Genomic DNA, 18,704 nt, shown 5'->3' with positions numbered 1-18,704 from the left:
ATAATACAATTGCGTTTTAAAAAAGGAGATTATTATGGCATTAAATTTAGCTGATTATATCGCTGCTATTCCAAATTTTCCAAGTAAGGGAATTTTATTTAGAGATGTGACGCCATTAATTCAAAATGGAGAAGCTTTTAAAGAAGTGACCAACCAATTAGAAGTTTATGCTAGAAAAGTAAAAGCAGATATAATTGTAGGGCCGGAAAGTCGGGGATTTATCTTTGGTTGTCCATTAGCGGTTCAAATGGGCTTGGGTTTTGTGCCTGTGCGTAAACCTGGTAAATTGCCTCGAGAAACGATCTCTAAGGAGTATTCTTTGGAATATGGATCTAATGAAGTGTTTATGCACAAGGATGCCATTAAACCGGGTCAACGTGTTTTAATCGTGGATGACTTATTAGCCACCGGTGGTACAGCGAAAGCCACTTGTGAAATGGTGGAAGAATTAGGGGGCGTGGTAGCCGGTTGCGCTTTTATCGTTGAATTATATGGGAACGGTATGGAAGGAAGAAAAATGTTAGAAGACTATAATGTCTTTAGTATGGTGGAATTAAGTGACCAATAATTGAAAGCAGCGATGATTCGCTGCTTTATTGGAAGGAGGGGAGAAAAGATGAAACAAATCATGAATAATCCAGGCATATCGGATGTTTTAAAGGAAGCTCAAACATATATTCATCAAGAAGAATCCCTTTCTTTAATTGAAAAAGCGGCGAACTATGCGTTGGAAAAGCATGCTGGCCAATTTCGTAAGAGTGGCGAACCTTATTTTTTTCACTTGGCTAATGTGGCTTATATTTTGGCAACATTGCGAGTGGATCCACAGACGATTAGTGCCGGTTTTTTACATGATGTGATTGAGGATTGCGGTATTTTGAAGGAAACTTTAGCCAAAGATTTTGGGGAAGAAGTCGCTTCTTTGGTGGAGTCTGTGACCAAAATTGGTACTTTGGAATACAAAGGTAAAGATGATCCGGAATACCAGGCGGCCAATCATCGTAAAATTTTTATTGCGATGGCAAGAGATATTCGCGTTATTTTAATTAAACTTTGTGATCGTCTTCATAATATGCGTACGCTTCAATTTCAGCCCGAAGCCAGCCAAAAACGAATTGCCTCAGAAACGTTGGATGTGTATACGCCTATTGCTCATCGTTTAGGTATTTCGACCATTAAAAATGAATTGGAAGATTTGAGTTTTTATTATTTGAATCGGGAGGAATATTACCGTATTGCTCATTTAGTGGAAGCTAAGAAAACCGAACGGGATCATAATGTAAATGTGATGATTCAAGATATTTCAACTGTTTTAAGAGAAAATCATTTGGAATTTCGTATTTTTGGTCGCTCAAAGCACTTATATTCCATCTATCGTAAGATGAAGAAAAAGAATAAGCGTTTTGATGAAATTTTAGATTTATTGGCGATTCGTATTGTGACAAAGACAGAGTTGAATTGTTATGAAATATTGGGTTATATTCACGCAACTTATAAGCCGATTCCCGGGCGTTTGAAAGATTATATCGCTGTTCCAAAGCCTAACATGTATCAGTCCTTGCATACGACGATCATTGGTGATTCAGGAAAGATTTTTGAAGTGCAAATTCGAACAGAAGAAATGGATGCGATTGCGGAAAGAGGGATTGCGGCCCATTGGCGTTATAAAGAGGGAACGAAGTATGATAAACATACCGCAAATAAAGAAATTGAGGCGAAATTATCTTGGTTCAGAGACTTCGCGATTTATTCAGAGGAAAATGCAAGCCCTTGTGAGTATATGGAAACCTTGCAAAAAGATATCTTTGAAGCGAATGTTTATGTTATGACACCAAAAGGAAGGGTTATTGATTTACCAAGTGGAGCGACGCCATTGGATTTTGCGTATCGGATTCATACAGATGTTGGTCATACAACGGTAGGAGCGATTGTCAATGACGCTATGGTTCCTTTGAATACTCCTCTTCATACAGGGGATGTTGTCCATATTCGTACACAAAAAGGGACGGGTCCTTCAGAGGATTGGTTGAACGTGGTGAAGACGAATCAGGCTAAGAATAAGATTAAGGCATATTTTTTAAAGAAAGAATCCCAATTAAAAGAAGAACGTGTTCCAGATGGCGAAAGAGCGTTGAGTGAAGAACTTAGAAAACGAGGTTTCGATCCGAAGGAATATATGGATAAAAATAAACTATTTGAACTCTGTAATTCGTTTCCGGCTTCAAATTACACAGAATTGATGTATGGTATTGCGACTAGGAATATCAACATCGGCTTGGTAGCGGAGCGGTTAACGAATCAAAAGTCTAGAGTAGCGGAGGATTTGAATTTATCACGTTCTTTAAATAGATCGTCTGTAAAAAAAGTTTCAAAATCGGGCTTGGTTGTACCTGGAATTGATTCCATTAAAATGTCTTTGGCGCATTGTTGTTTACCGGTATATGGCGATGCTATCGTGGGTCATATCACCAAGACGGATGGGGTCAAGGTGCATCGTTCTTCTTGCCCTAATGCGAATCATAAAGGAGCTCATTTAATTGATGTTTATTGGGAAGAACATATGGAAGATCAAACCTATCAAACGGATTTGTTGGTGATTGCAAGTGATCGTAATTTCTTATTAACAGATATTGTGACGATTGTTTCTCAATGTCGATTGACTTTAGAAGCTATTAATGCGGTCACCAATCATGAGACATTAACGGCCAGCTTTGCGATGTCAGTGAGGGTGAAAAATTTAGAACAACTAGAAAATTTAATGGCTAATATTCGTAAAATTGACTCTATCACATCAGTGGAAAGAACGATTCATTAAATGGATCCATTGATGGTATGAACATGAAGTGGTGTGTCACATTAAAAATAGTGTATAATAACAAAGATAATTCAAAGAAGGAGAAAAAATAAGGAAACCGATTTAGCGACAATGAGATGGTGCAAGCATTGACGGTGAACTTATTCAGGACACTCCGGAGAAGATTTTCTGAAAAGAGTAGGAAAATACGTGATACTGCGTTAAGGTCAAGGGCATGAATGATCATTCATGAATAAAGGTGGTACCGCGCGAAAGCGTCCTTTTTACAAGGACGCTTTTTTGAAATAAGAAAGGATGAAGTTATGAGCTATCAAACACCAAGAGGAACTTATGATATTTTGCCACAAGAGATGAAACGATGGCACTATGTAGAAAAAGTGATTCGGCAGATAACCAAGAAATATCGCTATCAAGAAATTCGAACTCCTTATTTTGAAGAAACCAAGGTTTTCAAACGAGAAAATGATTCTTCTGATATGGTGAATAAAGAAATGTACACTTTCGATATGGGAAAAGATTCATATACCTTAAGACCGGAAGGGACGGCGGGCGTCATTCGTTCCTTTGATCAACATAAGCTTTATGGATCGATGGAATTACCGGTGCGTTTGTATTATTTAGGAGCTATGTTTCGTCATGAGAGACCGCAAAAAGGAAGGCAACGGCAATTCACTCAATTTGGGATTGAAAATATTGGGGCTAAGTCACCTGAATTAGATGCGGAAACGATTGCTTTGGGGTATGATCTTGTGAAACAAATGGGCATCTCATCCATTAAAGTTTTAATCAACACATTAGGAGATGATGAGTCAAGGGCAAATTATCGTCAAGCCTTGAAAGAACATTTCCAACCACATTTGGAGGAGTTGTGTTCTGATTGTCGTCGTCGTTATGAACAAAATCCGCTTCGTATTTTAGATTGTAAAATTGACCATGATCAAGATTGCTTACATAAAGCACCTCGTTTAGTCGATTCTTTAAATGAAGCGTCTAGAGAATATTTCAGTCGTGTATTAGCAGCTTTGGATGCTTTAGGAATTCCCTATGAAGTAGATGATCACTTGGTTCGTGGCTTGGATTATTACACACACACTGTCTTTGAAGTGGTTTCCACTCGACCAGATAGTGGAGCTCAAGCAACGATTTTTGCAGGAGGGCGCTACGATCACTTTGTGGAGTATTATGGTGGTCCTGATATGTCGGGCATCGGGTTTGCGATTGGTATGGAAAGGTTAATTTCTTTAGCTAGTGATGAAGGATTCGATTTTGGCAAGGATATCACTTGTGATGCTTATGTAATTGGGTTAGGAGATGTTAGTTTAGAAGTTTTAAAGATGGCACAGGAATTAAGAACGAATGGGTTTATTGTAGAGGCAAATTTATTACCGAGATCTCTTAAGTCACAATTTAAGTCGGCTGATCGTCATGAAGCTAAGTATGTTATCATTCTCGGGGAAGATGAAGTAAAAAATGGCCGGGTCAATGTCAAACGGACAAGTGATAAGACACAAGTGACCATCGTTCGTCAAGAATTAATAAAACAATTAGAAAGCTGGGATAAGGACAATGCTTAGAAATCGAGAAAACGGCAGTTTAAGAAAAGAAGACATCGGTCAGTTAGTTCAGCTGGTCGGTTGGGTCAATACAAGAAGGAACTTTGGATCCATGATCTTTGTGGATTTAAGAGATCGTTCTGGTTTAGTTCAATTGGTGATTCAAGAAGAAGATATTCCGGAAGTAAAAGAGATTCGTAGTGAGTATGTTTTACAAGTGGAAGGAAAGGTGGCTCTTCGGAAGGATCCTAATCCAAAATTAGAGACAGGCGATATTGAAGTTCTGGTTTCAAAGATGGTGGTTTTAAATCGTTCTAAAACAACGCCTTTTCCAATCAAAGATGATAGCGAATCTTTAGAAGAAACACGGCTTCAATATCGTTATTTGGATTTAAGAAGACCTGTTTTGCAAAAGAATTTATGGTTACGGGCAAAAGTAAAATCGGCGGCTAGAAGATCTTTGGAAGAACAAGGTTTCTTAGAAATAGATACACCGACTTTAGCCAGATCCACACCAGAAGGAGCTCGTGACTATTTGGTCCCATCTCGTATTTATCCGGGAAAATTTTGGGCTTTACCTCAATCTCCACAAATTTATAAACAACTATGTATGATTGCCGGATTGGATAAGTACTATCAAATTGCCCGTTGTTATCGGGATGAAGATTTAAGAGCTGATCGTCAACCGGAATTTAATCAAATTGATATTGAAATGAGCTTTGCGGATGAAGAAGATATTTTTACAGTGGTTGAAAAGTTGATGAAAGCCATTTGGAAAGAAACGAAAGAGATCGAATTAAAGACACCTTTTGAGAGAATTCCATACTTAGATAGTTTGGATCGCTATGGTTCAGATAAACCGGATTTACGTTTTGGAAATGAAATTCAAAACATGAAAAAAATTTTTGAAAAATCTGAATTTGTAGGCTTTCAAGAAGGGTTAAAGGATACAGGAACCATTGGTGCTTTATACTTTGAAAATGCGGCGAATCAATATTCTCGTAAGGCATTGGATCAACTTCAAGATTTTGTGAAACATGGTTTTGGAGTTCAAGCATTAGCTTATTTAAAAAAGGAAAATGGTAGCTATACTGGTTCTATTCGCAAAGTCATGAGTGAGGAAGAATTAAAGCATTTAGATGAAAAATTACAGGTTCAAAATAATGGTTTGGTTCTTTTGATTTCTGGGATTAAAAATCGTACTTTAAGTGCTCTAGGAGCTTTACGTGTTCGTTTGGCTAAGGAATTAAACTTAATTCCGGAAGGAGAAAACTATCATTTTGCTTGGGTGACCGATTTCCCGATGTTTGAATATTCAGAAGAGGAAAAGCGGTGGGTCGCAACGCACCATCCATTTACTGCCATTCGTGAAAAAGATATACCATATCTGGTGAGTGATCCGCAGCGTGTTTTGGCTCGTGCTTATGACTTAGTATTAAACGGTTATGAGTTATTATCTGGTTCTATTCGTATTCATAGCCAAGAGGTGCAAGAAAAAGTGTTTGAGTCTATCGGTCTGACCTTTGAACAAGCTAAAGAGAAATTCGGTTTTTTCTTAGAAGCCTTTCAATATGGTGCTCCTCCTCATGGTGGAGTGGGAATTGGTTTAGAAAGATTGATTATGTGTTTGGCTCATACGGATAATATTCGTGATGTTGTCGCTTTTCCAACAACGAATTCTTCAATGGATTTGATGTCTCAAAGTCCGAATAAAGTAGAGACTGAGCAATTGAATGTGGTTGGTATTGAAATCAAAAAGTAGAATTCATCTTAAAAAAACACCTTCAGGTGTTTTTTTAGTTGACGGAAAATCATCTGTACTATATATTTAAGACAGATAGTACAGATAATACAGATGGAGGTAACATGTTTCTATTAAATCTACAATCTAAGATACCTCTTCAAGAACAAATTAAAAACCAAATGATTCGATTTATCGAAGTCGGTATTTTGAAAGAAGAAGATCGTTTACCATCAATTCGTCAATTGGCTCAAGATAACGGCATTAATCCCAATACTGTGATGAAAGCCTATAGTGAGTTGGAAAAACAAGGTTTTGTGTACAATGTTCCCAAAAAAGGGGTATATGTCGCTAAAATTAATGTTCAACAAAGTTTAGAAAGCGAAATCTTAAATTTTCTAAGACCGTTTCAAAAAAATGGTATGAAACAGGAACAATTAGAAGCGATCATTCAAAAACTATATAGGGAGGAAAAGAATGCTTGAAATAAAAAAAGGGACCAAATCTTTTGGTTCAAAAAAAGTCTTGCGTGATTTAGATTTAGTGATTCCATCCGGTTCCATCTTTGGTTTGGTAGGAATTAACGGTGCTGGGAAATCCACGTTACTTCGATCAATTGCCGGAGTATATCGACTGGATAGAGGAGAAATTCTTTTTGATGGACAAGACAGCTATTTAGATGCGACTGTCCGTAAGAAGATTGCCTTTGTATCGGATGATTTATATTTTCCAACAGGATCGACGGTAGGTAGTCAAAGGTGTTTTTATGAGAACTTATATTCTTTTTCAAAGGAGAATTACCAGCGCTTTTTAAAGATGTTCGAGTTGGATGAAAAAATGACTATCTCTACTTTATCCAAAGGAAATAAGAGAAGAGTGGCTTTGTTGTTCGCTTTGGCAGTTCAACCAAAATTGTTATTGTTGGATGAGGCGTATGATGGATTAGAACCATTGATCCGTTTGAAGTTTAAAAAAGTATTAGCCGAATTGGTGGAAAGCGAACAATTGACGGTTTTGATTTCTTCTCATAGTTTAAAAGAATTGGAGGATATTTGTGATTCTTTTGGGATTTTAGAAAAAGGGCAGATTCTTCGGACGGGTGATTTGTTAGAATCTAAAGATGACTTACATAAATATCAAATTGCTTTTGAACAGGAATTAACAAGATCAAATTTCAAAGATTTGGACGTGCTTCATTTTGAAAAAGCAGGAAGGGTCTATCAATTGGTGATTCGTGGGAAACAAGAGGAAGTTCAAGAAAACCTATATACTTTAAATCCGCTGTTATTAGACGTATTGCCGGTGAATTTTGAAGAATTGTTTATTTATGAATTAGAAAGCCGAGGAAGTTTAGATGAGTAAATCCTATTTTAAGTATCTTTATCAATCCAAAAAAATACTTTGGAATTTCTTGACACTTGTTTTCTTTGCGATTTCCTTTACGCCTGTTTTATCTGATATGGAAGATGGAGTATTGCGTTTGAAAACCATTGTGACAGTTGCTTTATCTTTATCTTTAATATTATGTTTTGTTTTACCGGCTATTTTGTTTTCAGTATATCAAAGGCGAAGAAGTTCTGATCAGTATTTTGCATTACCATTGAATCGAAGAACTATATTAGTAAGCACCATTGGTTTTGCTTGGTTCTTTGTGTTAATGAACTGGCTTGGAGTAACCGTATTGGCTCATATTTTGATGAACGCTGGTTTTTTACAAAAATGGCCATTATTGATCCTTTATATGGCGTTAGCTATTGGGGTATTATTGCTAGTCAATAGCTTAGTTTTCTTAGTGGCTAATAATGTGTTTGACGGTATTATAATGACGATCGCCTATTTCTTTATATTTTTCATTGTTTTATTCTTGGAAAAATCGTTTACGTCATCCATTATTGCAGGTCAAGGTGATTGGGGAGTCGGTTGGTTAGGAGAAGTATATCTGTTGTTCTCACCGGTTATGATGATTATAAATGATTATCTAAGAGTTTTTATGACTATGGGATCTATTTATGATTTTTATCCGGCTTGGTTTACGATATCTTTGCTGGTGATGTATGGTCTTGTGGCACTCATTGGTTTGCGTCGTTATTTTATTTGTCGATCAAGTGAAAACGCAGAGCTGGTATCCAATGATCCGATGGCGTATCCATTGATCATTCATGTGTATTTAGGGGGATTGATGTTTGCGTTGGCTTTTCAATATTGGAAAATGGAAAGATTTTTGATCGTTTTATCGTTATTGTTATTATTATTGGCTTATGTGATCGCCATGTTTGTGTATCGACGAAAGATTGCTTTATCGAGAAATAATGTGATTGTATTTGTTTTGACAATGGCTATCGGTTTCGGTTTCGCTTTTATGGGCATGCATACCAAGGGCTTTGGACTGGCTAATCAATATCAATTAAAAGTAGGAGAAACACTGATTTACGAAATAAATAATGATGACTATCGAACAAGGAACATACATATTCGTATTCCAACTCATGAGTTTTCCAAGTATCAAGAAGTTATTGATATGATGGAAAAGTATCGTAAGGAAGAAATTAATCAATACTATCAATTAAATAGTGATAAAAAAGTGTATGGTTATTTAAGAGTACGAAATGATACCAAAACAGATAAATTCGCTAATTTGTATCGTTATGCAATGCACAGAACGTTAAATGAGAAAGAGATAGAGATATTAAAGAAGTATCCATCCATTGTTGAATTTGAAAAGTAGATACCGATTCCCCTGTTTTTATCAGGAGTCTTTCCAACGGATCTAAAACGGTTGTATAAAGAAGAATCATAATCCAAAGTTAAGATTTTGATAGTATTTACTATGGGAAATAGTAAACATAATTGATTAGTGCTATAGTAGAAATAGTGATAATCTTATCCATTAATTTAGTGTTATGTCGAGGTGGAAATGTTAAAGTATCAACCCATATATTGGTTTGTGATGATTCCTTTTATAAAAAGGGCCTTAAAAACAAAATATAGTCATGAAGATGTTAAAACGATTGTTAGAAATGCTAAAATCGAATATAGAGAATTACTAAATAAAGCGGATGATATTGGCACTAAAAATCCTATGGCTTCTAATTTCTATTTTTGTCTGTTATTTTTTCTTTTATGCAGGGAAGTGAAGGTAAAATAATTTCTGAAGATTTGAAAGAAATCATGAGAATGACTTTATCGGATCCCATATTGTTAAAATTAATGGGCAAGAAAGATTATAATCATCCAAAAGATCTAAAAAAATTTAAAGAGCTTATGCATCGGAATTCTGATTGGGCAGAGCTTCATCGCAAAGAGTATCCGGAAACTTGGAAATTTAATTTTGATGATAGTCATCAAGATGGTTTTTATTATTATTTTACTAAATGTCCCATCGCTAAATTCTTTAAAGATCATCACTTAGAAGAAATAGCTCCTATATTTTGCGAATTAGATCATCTTACGATTAAAACTAGAAAAGCAAAATTATTGAGGGATAAAACATTAGCTAAAGGTGATGATATGTGCGATTTTTGGATTGTTGGAGACAAGGTTCAGAATCCTAAATAATGATGGATCTTTAAAAATAAAATAGGATCACTAAAGGAGGCTATCTTTAAAATGGATCTCTTATTTCTACAAGTAGTTTTATATTGCTTATTATTCACATTATTAGTGGCTTTATCATTTAGAGGTAATGCGATTAATATTGTGTATTTTTATCCTAAATCCGTTATAGATCAAGTTGTTGAATTTGGTTATACAGATTATAAAACAGTCAAAAGAAATAAGATGATATTTTATTCTTTGTTTATTGTTTTAATGTTTGGAAGTTTGGTATTAATGGTTGGATCATGGAATAAAATCAATGATTTTAAACAAGCGTTTATTCAATTAAATATTTTTCTTCAATCTTGGAATATCTTTGATGGACTAGTCATGGACATTTTATGGACCAGTAATAGCAAGAAGTTAAAAATCAAAGGTATAAAAGATAGTGAATATATACCTAGTGTGATAGAGGTCATTAAAAAAAGAATTATCTTTATTCCTGTTTTATTGGTGGCGGCTTTCATTTTAGCTAAATTCATAGTGTTTATGTATTAAATGATTTGGAAGTATAGATGATGTATTTTACCACAATTAAAAAGAATTAAAAGACTGGTAAAACAAACAGTGAGCTTTTATAATAAAATTGTCAGAGGATTTGTATTTTTCTAACATTTCGATATAAGGGAATTCTGATTAGGACCTCGGTGTTGAATGCTTGGTTCGCCCAAGAATCCTAAAGAGGGAATAAGAATGCCCACCTCTACATAAGAGGGAACATATCAGCCTCTGGCTTTTTATGTATTTAAAAAACAAGCATTTTTTCTTTTTTTGTAGGGGTTTTCATTTTGATAAAATTAGCTAGAATAGAATCATGAAAATTCAAATATTTCATACTAATGACATACATAGTAACTATTCTTTTTTAGAAAAAGTATTTGTTTATTTACAACAACATCGTAAGAAGGATGACCTTTATTTGGATAGTGGAGATTATATTGATATTAGTCATAAAATGGTGGCGGTTGATCATGGACAAATGGCTATGGAATTATTATCTCTTTGTCATCCTGATGCGTTAGCTATCGGGAATAATGAAACCGATTTAGGAGCTTCTTTAAAGAAGCTCTTTGGAAGATTTCCTTACCTTTCCGCTAATTTAAGTGATGAGTTTGATCAGCCATTAAAAAATCTGGCTTCCAGTCAATTGTTTAAAGTAGCGAATCAAACCATTTTAGTGATTGGGTTGACACCGTATTATAACGAAGAGCTAAAAGAAAATGGATATAATCATTTTATGGTGATGGATCATTTAAAGCAGCAAGAACCTTTTGCAAGTTTAAGAGAAGTTTTGACTGAAAGAAAGGGTCAATACGATTTCTGTCTTTTGTTGTCGCATAGTGGCTATTTTGTCGATAAGAAGTTTTTGGAAGAGTTTGAAGAAATTGATTTTATCTTGGGTGGTCATTCGCATCAAAAGATTTGTACGGATCAATATTTACAAGGTGGTAAAGGGGAACTTTTGGATGTATTAACATTGGATGTTTCGGAGCATGGAATTCACTTTGTAAAAAGTGAACAAATTGATGTGGAAGATGGAAAGAGTCTCGTGTTTGAAAATAAAAGGGATGTTTTTTTAAAACGGGCGGATGCTATTCTGGAAAAAGAAATGAGGATTTATGATGAGCTGGGGTTTGATCCATTTCATTCTTGTGAATTGATTCGTTTTCTTTGCGAGGCTTTATGGCAGGATTATGGACAGGATTTGGCTATCATGCATCATGGTATTGCCAATCAGTCTTTGCTTCGACCGGTTAGTCAAAAATCACTGTTGGAAACATTTCCATCCAAATTGAATCCAACCATGTATTCATTGAAGGGAGAAGATATTCTAGAAGCGTATCGTTTATCCAAAATAGAAGAACATATTCATCAATCCGGGAAAGGACCGGGATTTAGAGGAACGGTGCTAGGTACTCTCAGTTTTAGTTCCAATGTACAGGAAAAGGATGGTTATCTTTTTGTAAATGGTGAAAAATTAGAAGATAAGAAAGTATACTCCATTGTGACGGATGATTATCTACAAAGAGGAACAGGCTATCCAAGTTTAAAAGTGAAAGATGAAGTTTGCCACTATGATCATGGTTTTATCCGTCACGTTATAGAACGTCATTTGATGGATGAAGATCTATTTCATCAGGTGAAGAACTTGAAAGTCTGAGAAAAAATAGATAGAATAAGCAAGTAAAAGTGAGGTAAAATACATGCCAGAATTTTTTAGTTCATTAGGAATGTTTTTAGCAGGTGCTATTGTGTCAGCTTTAGTGACTTTTTTCTTAACAAGACGTGCTTTTGAAAAGCAATTGAAAGCAAATCCACCTGTAACTGAAAAGATGATTCGTGCCATGTTCATGCAGATGGGTCGCAAACCAAGCGAAGCTCAAATCAAAGCTGTCATGAAGACCATGAAACAATAAAGAGCAGAGTAAAATTTGTTCTTTTTTTATGGATGAGTTTTCTTTTGTAATGGGATAAGTGATGAATTAAAAAAAGACATATGGTTTAAAAACCACCAAGAAAGAGGGGGCGGTATTGCCACAATGTAAGCGCTTTGTTAAGATGAATGTGCATAGCGATATGCGGGGAGGAAATATGAAGAAGAAAATCAATCTGTTTTTAAGTTCTATCTTGGCTTTAACGCTTATTGGTTGTTCAAACCGAGGTAAGTATAAAGCCGGTACCTATGAAGGAGTGGGGAAAGGACGTAATGGAGAGATTAAAGTCTCTGTGACTGTTTCAAAAGATAAGATTGAATCAGTCAAAATAACGGATCAAAAAGAAACGGAAAGTATTGCAAAACCGGCATTGGAACAAATTCCAAAGGCTATTGAAAAGGCCAATAAGGCAAATGTGGATACAGTATCGGGGGCGACCATGACTTCAAAGGGAATCATGGATGCAGTCAATGATGCCTTAAAGAAAGCCGGTGCGATGGATCATGGTGAAAAGGCAGAACATAAGAATGTTCCGGTGACTTATACGGAAGGAACTTATACTGGGCAAGGGAATGGTTATAATGGATCCATTCGTCTAAAAGTGACTTTTGCAAAAGACGGTATTAAGGAAATTCAATATAGTGATAACAAGGAAACGGCTCATATTGGTAAACCAGCTTTTGATTACTTAGTGAAAGAGGCTAAGGAAGCCAACGGAGCTGGTGTGGATGTTGTCTCGGGAGCTACTTTTACGTCAATTGGTTTTAAAAATGCGCTAGTGGATGCGGCTAAGCAAGCAAAGGCAAGTGATTTAGAAGGTTTTAAGAAAAATAAAGTGGTTCATAAAGCCGGTCAAAAGATAGAAGAAACTTATGATGTGGTGATTGTCGGGGCAGGTGGAGCTGGTATGGCTAGCGCTGTTCAGTCGGCACAAGAGGGAAACAGTGTGGCGGTTGTGGAAGAAAATGCGGAAATAGGTGGTAATACCGTGGCTTCCGGTGGACAATTCCAATCGGTTCAAAAGTATTTGGTATGGGATCCTGCCAAACCAAATGCGACAAGTGGTACCTATAAAGGCAAGACTTATAAGAAAGTAAAACAAGCGGCCGGGAATATTACGATTCTTAAGACGATTTTAAATTGGAATGAAAAAGAATTTGATGGTAATCATTTTAAGGATCGAAATTTTGTGGCAGGAGATATCCATGAATTATCGAAAGCTGGTGTTCATAAGGAATACTTAGGGACTTTAAAAGCTCTAAAGAAAGAAATTAAAGCTTACATTGATTGGGCACAACCTAAGCTAAATGCCGGTACGGCTGAAACGGAATTGCCATTGTTTTCAACGGTCAACTTACATATCTTCCAAACCTATTATGGTGGATTAAGACAAAATGCGAAGAAGACAGAATGGATTTATGGTAATTATGAATTGGTAGCACAATTCGTAAATGGTGGTCAAGAGTTAAAAGGATGGTTAGAATCTCAAGGGGCTATGTTCGATAACGCTACTCAACCTACGATTGTTGGGGCTTTATGGAATCGTGAAAATGATTTCTTGGGATCGGATTTAAATAAGGACGGAATTCCTGATCCAGATGGTGCTAATAAGAAAGGTAAATCGGTATGGAATACGTACTTTGTACCAACGAAGAATACATTATTAAATACAGTGGCTAACCATGATAAGAATAAGATTTTATTACGTACCAAAGCGACTGAATTGATGGTTGAAAATGGAAGAGTAACGGGTGTCAAAGCACAAAAATATGACGGTACAGAAGTCATTTTACACGCTAAAAAGGGCGTTGTGTTAACCACTGGAGGTTATGCGGCTAATATTAAACGTGTTAAAGAAACAAACACTTATTGGAAAGATGGAGCGTTGACAGATTCTACCAAGACGACCAATCGTTCGAGTTTAGTGGGTAGTGGTTTGGATATGGCTCAAAAAGTAGGGGCACAATTAACCGGTATGGGTTATACACAATTGATGCCAATTTCTTGGGTAGATAATGGTAATTTGGCTTTTGGTGGTGGTAATTATACTATCTACGTCAATCCGAAGACCGGTAAGCGTTTTGTGAATGAAACAGGAGAACGGGATGTTTTATCGTTAGGTGAATTTGATCATGGTATTCGCTTTGAGGGTTCTAATGGAACTATCATTGAAATTGCGAATAATAATCATCATATTCCTGGACCATATCCGTATGGTACACCAAAGGACGACGACCTTACGTTATGGAATCGTGATGTTAAGAATCGTCAATACACTCGTACAGTGGATCAATTGGGTGATTTATTTAAGCAACTTGGATTACAGACTAATGCAGAAGAAGTTAAGAAGACAATCATAGAATACGATAAGGCTTTGATGACTGGTCAGGAAAAGAATTTAAATCCAACCAAGACAGGCTGGACTCATTTGATTGGTAAAGCTGAAAAAGATGCGAAAGGTAAGTTTAAGCCGGAAACATATACTTTAGATGGTGTTAAGTTAAAAATACGTCTATTAGCTCCATCCACACACCATACCATGGGAGGATTGGTTGTTGATGCGAAACGCCATGTCTTAGATAAAGACGGCAAGGCTATTAAGGGCTTATATGCGGCAGGTGAAGTAACTGGTGGAATTCATGGTGGTAACCGCTTAGGTGGTAATGCCATTGTTGAAATTTTTGTTTCTGGTCGCAGTGCTGCCAAAGCGATTGTTGAAGATAACAAATAGAATGTATAAAAACAGTGTTTCGAAGGAAAGACTGTTTTTATTTTTGCCTATTTTCTATTGCAAAATAAGCTTCATATAAATATTGTATCTTTCTTAATATATTGAGGAATGTATCACCATGGGCAAAAAAATTTTATTTTCAAAAGGGAAAGACTATAATGAAATCATATTAAGGAGGACAAAATGAGTACAGAACATAAGAAAGTATTCGAAGCGATGGATGGGAATACAGCCACAGCGCACGCTGCCTATGCGTTTACAGAAGTAGCTGGAATTTATCCCATTACCCCATCATCACCAATGGCGGAAAGTGTCGATGCTTGGTCAACGACTAATCGTCAAAATATTTTTGGTGATCGTGTGAAAGTGGTTGAAATGCAATCGGAAGGTGGTGCGGCAGGTGCTATTCATGGTGCTTTACAAGCTGGTTCTTTAGCCACTACATTTACAGCTTCGCAAGGATTGCTGTTAATGATTCCGAATATTTACAAATTAAAAGGGGAAATGTTACCGGGGGTTATTCATGTAGCGGCTCGTACGTTGGCAACGCATACATTAAGTATTTTTGGTGATCACTCTGATGTTTATGCGACTCGTCAAACGGGCATTATCCAAATGTGTTCTCATTCGGTGCAGGATTGTATGGATTTAACTGGAGTGGCCCATGCCGTTGCTGTTGAAGCAAGTGCTCCGGTGATGCATTTCTTTGACGGTTTCCGTACTTCTCATGAAATCGATAAGATTGAAGTCATGGATTATGATTTTTTGAAGTCTTTGCTGAATCAAGAAAAGCTAGCTGAATTCCGTAAACATGCGTTGAATCCACATGGCAATTCAGTGGTACGTGGTGGTACACAAAACGATGATATTTTCTTCCAAGCAGCGGAAGCACAAAATACACACTTTGATCAAATTCCTGAAATTGTTGCTTCTTATATGAAGAAAGTTTCGGATTATACAGGACGTACTTACGCTCCATTTGTTTATGTTGGTGCTAAGGATGCAGAGCGAATTATCATCGCTATGGGTTCGGTTACGGATACGATTACAGAGACCATCAATACATTAGTGAAACGTGGTGAAAAAGTTGGCTTGGTGAAGGTTTACTTATATCGTCCGTTCTCCACTAAGATGTTAGAAGAGGTGCTGCCAGCTAGTGTTAGGAGTATTGCCGTATTAGATCGTACAAAGGAGCAAGGAGCTCGTGAACCATTATTCTTAGATGTTGTTTCAGCTTTACGTAAACATAAGGATTTAACTATCATTGGTGGTCGTTATGGTCTATCTTCAAAGGACACAAATCCATCGGATATTAATGCAGTGTATGAAGAGCTAAAGAAGAGTCATCCAAAAGAAGAATTTACGATTGGTATTGAAGATGATGTTACGAATTTATCTTTAGCCAAAGCACCAATTTCTGTAGATGCTGATTATACTTCTTGCTTATTCTATGGTTTGGGATCGGATGGTACCGTTGGTGCCAATAAGTCAACCGTTAAAATCATCGGGAATAATACCGATCTTTACTCGCAAGCTTATTTTGCTTATGACTCTAAGAAATCAGGAGGCGTCACACGTTCACATTTACGTTTTGGTAAATCTCCGATTCATTCTCCTTACTATATTGATAAAGCTGAATTTATTTCCTGTTCACAAGAATCGTATTGCTTCAAGTTTGATATGGTTCGTGATTTAAAGGAAGGTGGTACTTTCTTATTAAATACCATGATTTCAGCGGAAGAAATTGTCAATCGTATGCCAAATCGTTTGCTGGCGACTTTGGCAAAGAAGAAAGCTAAGTGGTTTATCATTAATGCAACTAAGTTAGCACAAGAAACAGGTATGGGTCGTCACACCAATACGATTTTACAGTCGGCTTTCTTTAAGTTAAATGAACAAATCATGCCTTATCATAAGTCTCTTGAGTTGATGAAGCATTCAGCTGAAAAGACATACGCTCGTAAAGGACCAGAAGTTGTGGCCGCAAATATTCGTGCTATTGAAGCCGGTGCTGATGGTTTGGTTGAAATTCCGGTGAATCCGGCATGGGTAGACTTGCCTTACTCTAATGCTTTATATAAAGAAACAGGTGATTCTTATTATGATGAAGTGGCCCAACGTATTAATGCTTTAGATGGCAATCATATGCCTATATCGACTTTTATAAAACACGATATTTTAGATGGTTCCGTTCGCAGTAATGAAGCCTTTATGGAAAAAAGAAGCGTTGGTGCTTTTGTTCCGGAATGGGATGTGAATAAGTGTATTGAATGTGGTAAGTGTGGATTTGCTTGTCCTCATGCTACCATTCGTTCGGTATTAATGGACGAAAAAGAATTGATTAAGGCTGATGAAATCGCGAAGGAAAATAACCTTGAATTAACTTACAAGGATCCGACACCTGCTTATAAAGGAGCAAAAGAAGCCGGCTTGAAATTCCGTATTCAAGTCTCAACGGAAAACTGTGTTGGCTGTGGTGTTTGTATTACAGTATGTCCGGTGGATGCTTTAAGTGCAAAGGATATCAATACGCAAAGGGAGCAACAAGCGTTAGCTGATTACTTATATAAAGAAGTGACTTATAAACCTGAATTTGGAAATCAAAATACGGAGGCCGGTGTTTCTTTGATGATGCCTTATTTTGAAGTGTCTGGGGCATGTCCTGGTTGTGGAGAAGCCGGATATTATCGCTTAGCCACTCAATTATTTGGTAAGGATATGATGATTGCCAATGCAACGGGATGTTCGATGATTTACTGCTCGGCAACTCCTGTTTCACCATTTGTTACTGACGAAAATAACGATGGTCCGGCATGGGCAAACTCCTTATTTGAAGATAATGCTGAATATGGTTTTGGTATGGCTATTGCGAATTCATATAAGTCGGCTCATATTTTGAAGTTGATGGAAGAAAATTTGGATACAGTAGAACCTGAATTGAAGGCTGATTTTGAAGCTTATTTAGCAGCGAATGATAATCGCGAAGCGCAACGCCAAATCAAATCGAGCTTAGTGGAGCATTTAAGGAGTTCTAAGGTAGAAGCTGTTAAAGAATTATTGAGCTATGAAGATGACTTGATATCGAAGTCTGTATGGATCGTTGGTGGTGATGGATGGGCTTATGATATCGGTTATGGTGGACTGGATCATGTGATGGCTAATAATTTGGATGTGAATGTGCTGGTGTTAGATACAGAGGTGTACTCGAATACAGGTGGACAATCTTCGAAATCTTCGCAAGCAGCGTCCATTGCAAAGTTTGCGGCTGGTGGTAAGGCTTTAGCGAAGAAGGATTTGGGTCAGATCTTTATGGAATATGGGACAGCTTACGTTGCTTCTGTTTCGATGGGAGCTAATCAAAGCCAAACAATTAAGGCTTTCAAGGAAGCCGAATCTTACAAAGGACCTTCTATTGTGATTGCTTACGCTCCATGTATTGAACAAGGAATTAAGGGTGGCTTGATCAATATGCCGGTGACGCAAAAGAATGCAGTGGAATGTGGGTATACCGTTTTGTATCGTTATGATCCACGCAAGGATAAACCGCTAACGATTGATTCTCGTACACCTAAGTGGGAAAAGTTCAAAGATTTCTTGATGAATGAAGGACGCTATTTCAACTTAGTGAAGATCAAGGGCGAAGAAGAGGCGAATCAGCTATTTGATAAAGCTTGTACAGATGCTCAAATGCGTTATACAAAGCTTCAAATGAAGAAACGTATACAAGATGAAGAACCATCATAATGGTCAAAAAGAGTGTATTTCGGTACATTCTTTTTCATTTGGAATTAGAAAATTGGGAAAAAAATGAAAAAACAGGGTGATGAGGATTATA

The 18,704-nt window shown here is 36.7% G+C and carries 14 protein-coding genes and 1 other annotated feature; all 14 genes read left to right on the top strand.

The window, feature by feature from the left end:
• Window positions 1–34: 34 nt before the first annotated feature.
• The 14 genes from HMPREF9013_RS07040 to nifJ all read left to right on the top strand — a co-directional run bounded on the left by HMPREF9013_RS07040 (window position 35) and on the right by nifJ (window position 18,613).
• Window positions 35–568, top strand: coding sequence for an adenine phosphoribosyltransferase (locus tag HMPREF9013_RS07040; protein ID WP_006627699.1), 534 nt, complete (start codon window positions 35–37; stop codon window positions 566–568).
• 48 nt (window positions 569–616) lie between these two features.
• Complete coding sequence (locus tag HMPREF9013_RS07035; RefSeq protein WP_006627698.1) at window positions 617–2,815, top strand: RelA/SpoT family protein; 2,199 nt, start codon at window positions 617–619, stop codon at window positions 2,813–2,815.
• Window positions 2,816–2,880: 65 nt separating this feature from the next.
• Window positions 2,881–3,080 (top strand) — a binding site (T-box leader).
• Between the two features lie 37 nt (window positions 3,081–3,117).
• Entirely contained in the window at window positions 3,118–4,389 is a 1,272-nt protein-coding gene (hisS, locus tag HMPREF9013_RS07030) for a histidine--tRNA ligase (protein WP_006627697.1), read from the top strand.
• Window positions 4,382–6,130 (top strand): aspartate--tRNA ligase, encoded by a 1,749-nt coding sequence (gene aspS, locus HMPREF9013_RS07025; RefSeq protein WP_006627696.1) that lies wholly within the window; start codon window positions 4,382–4,384, stop codon window positions 6,128–6,130. Before hisS ends, aspS begins: the two co-directional genes overlap by 8 nt.
• A 104-nt stretch (window positions 6,131–6,234) precedes the next feature.
• The gene (locus tag HMPREF9013_RS07020; RefSeq protein ID WP_006627695.1) at window positions 6,235–6,594 is read left to right on the top strand and encodes a GntR family transcriptional regulator; all 360 of its coding nucleotides are present in this window, start codon (window positions 6,235–6,237) and stop codon (window positions 6,592–6,594) included.
• Window positions 6,587–7,471: an ABC transporter ATP-binding protein gene (locus tag HMPREF9013_RS07015; protein WP_006627694.1), complete on the top strand. Its 885-nt coding sequence runs from the start codon at window positions 6,587–6,589 to the stop codon at window positions 7,469–7,471. Before HMPREF9013_RS07020 ends, HMPREF9013_RS07015 begins: the two co-directional genes overlap by 8 nt.
• On the top strand, window positions 7,464–8,834 hold the full coding sequence (locus tag HMPREF9013_RS07010; RefSeq protein WP_006627693.1) for a hypothetical protein: 1,371 nt from the start codon (window positions 7,464–7,466) through the stop codon (window positions 8,832–8,834). The genes HMPREF9013_RS07015 and HMPREF9013_RS07010 overlap by 8 nt, the downstream gene beginning before the upstream one ends.
• A 189-nt stretch (window positions 8,835–9,023) precedes the next feature.
• Window positions 9,024–9,254 carry a hypothetical protein gene (locus tag HMPREF9013_RS07300; protein WP_050772099.1) on the top strand — a complete coding sequence of 77 codons (231 nt, stop codon included), beginning with the start codon at window positions 9,024–9,026 and terminating at the stop codon, window positions 9,252–9,254.
• A gap of 11 nt (window positions 9,255–9,265) precedes the next feature.
• Window positions 9,266–9,664 (top strand): L-2-amino-thiazoline-4-carboxylic acid hydrolase, encoded by a 399-nt coding sequence (locus HMPREF9013_RS07295; RefSeq protein ID WP_232209579.1) that lies wholly within the window; start codon window positions 9,266–9,268, stop codon window positions 9,662–9,664.
• 51 nt (window positions 9,665–9,715) lie between these two features.
• Entirely contained in the window at window positions 9,716–10,201 is a 486-nt protein-coding gene (locus HMPREF9013_RS07000) for a hypothetical protein (protein ID WP_006627692.1), read from the top strand.
• Window positions 10,202–10,517: 316 nt separating this feature from the next.
• Entirely contained in the window at window positions 10,518–11,864 is a 1,347-nt protein-coding gene (locus HMPREF9013_RS06995) for a metallophosphoesterase (RefSeq protein ID WP_006627691.1), read from the top strand.
• A 43-nt stretch (window positions 11,865–11,907) separates the two neighbouring features.
• The gene (locus HMPREF9013_RS06990; protein ID WP_006627690.1) at window positions 11,908–12,120 is read left to right on the top strand and encodes a YneF family protein; all 213 of its coding nucleotides are present in this window, start codon (window positions 11,908–11,910) and stop codon (window positions 12,118–12,120) included.
• Between the two features lie 175 nt (window positions 12,121–12,295).
• A complete protein-coding gene (locus HMPREF9013_RS06985; protein ID WP_006627689.1) occupies window positions 12,296–14,869 on the top strand; it encodes an FAD-dependent oxidoreductase in 2,574 nt (857 codons plus the stop codon).
• Between the two features lie 183 nt (window positions 14,870–15,052).
• Window positions 15,053–18,613 carry a pyruvate:ferredoxin (flavodoxin) oxidoreductase gene (gene nifJ / locus HMPREF9013_RS06980; RefSeq protein WP_006627688.1) on the top strand — a complete coding sequence of 1,187 codons (3,561 nt, stop codon included), beginning with the start codon at window positions 15,053–15,055 and terminating at the stop codon, window positions 18,611–18,613.
• Window positions 18,614–18,704 lie beyond the last annotated feature (91 nt).

This window comes from Bulleidia extructa W1219 (genome assembly GCF_000177375.1).
GTDB classification, from domain to species: Bacteria; Bacillota_I; Bacilli_A; order Erysipelotrichales; family Erysipelotrichaceae; genus Bulleidia; species Bulleidia extructa.
The sequence above is the reverse complement of the archived record's forward strand: the minus strand, read 5'-3'. Positions and strand labels throughout refer to the sequence as shown.

What these genes read in the sequence shown, in the direction of transcription:
- hisS (WP_006627697.1), top strand. Translation starts at nt 3,118, where the DNA reads ATGAGCTATCAAACACCAAGAGGAACTTATGATATTTTGCCACAAGAG.
- HMPREF9013_RS07000 (WP_006627692.1), top strand. Translation starts at nt 9,716, where the DNA reads ATGGATCTCTTATTTCTACAAGTAGTTTTATATTGCTTATTATTCACA.
- nifJ (WP_006627688.1), top strand. Translation starts at nt 15,053, where the DNA reads ATGAGTACAGAACATAAGAAAGTATTCGAAGCGATGGATGGGAATACA.
- HMPREF9013_RS07035 (WP_006627698.1), top strand. Translation starts at nt 617, where the DNA reads ATGAAACAAATCATGAATAATCCAGGCATATCGGATGTTTTAAAGGAA.
- HMPREF9013_RS07040 (WP_006627699.1), top strand. Translation starts at nt 35, where the DNA reads ATGGCATTAAATTTAGCTGATTATATCGCTGCTATTCCAAATTTTCCA.
- HMPREF9013_RS07010 (WP_006627693.1), top strand. Translation starts at nt 7,464, where the DNA reads ATGAGTAAATCCTATTTTAAGTATCTTTATCAATCCAAAAAAATACTT.
- HMPREF9013_RS06995 (WP_006627691.1), top strand. Translation starts at nt 10,518, where the DNA reads ATGAAAATTCAAATATTTCATACTAATGACATACATAGTAACTATTCT.
- HMPREF9013_RS07015 (WP_006627694.1), top strand. Translation starts at nt 6,587, where the DNA reads ATGCTTGAAATAAAAAAAGGGACCAAATCTTTTGGTTCAAAAAAAGTC.
- HMPREF9013_RS07020 (WP_006627695.1), top strand. Translation starts at nt 6,235, where the DNA reads ATGTTTCTATTAAATCTACAATCTAAGATACCTCTTCAAGAACAAATT.
- aspS (WP_006627696.1), top strand. Translation starts at nt 4,382, where the DNA reads ATGCTTAGAAATCGAGAAAACGGCAGTTTAAGAAAAGAAGACATCGGT.
- HMPREF9013_RS06985 (WP_006627689.1), top strand. Translation starts at nt 12,296, where the DNA reads ATGAAGAAGAAAATCAATCTGTTTTTAAGTTCTATCTTGGCTTTAACG.
- HMPREF9013_RS06990 (WP_006627690.1), top strand. Translation starts at nt 11,908, where the DNA reads ATGCCAGAATTTTTTAGTTCATTAGGAATGTTTTTAGCAGGTGCTATT.
- HMPREF9013_RS07300 (WP_050772099.1), top strand. Translation starts at nt 9,024, where the DNA reads ATGTTAAAGTATCAACCCATATATTGGTTTGTGATGATTCCTTTTATA.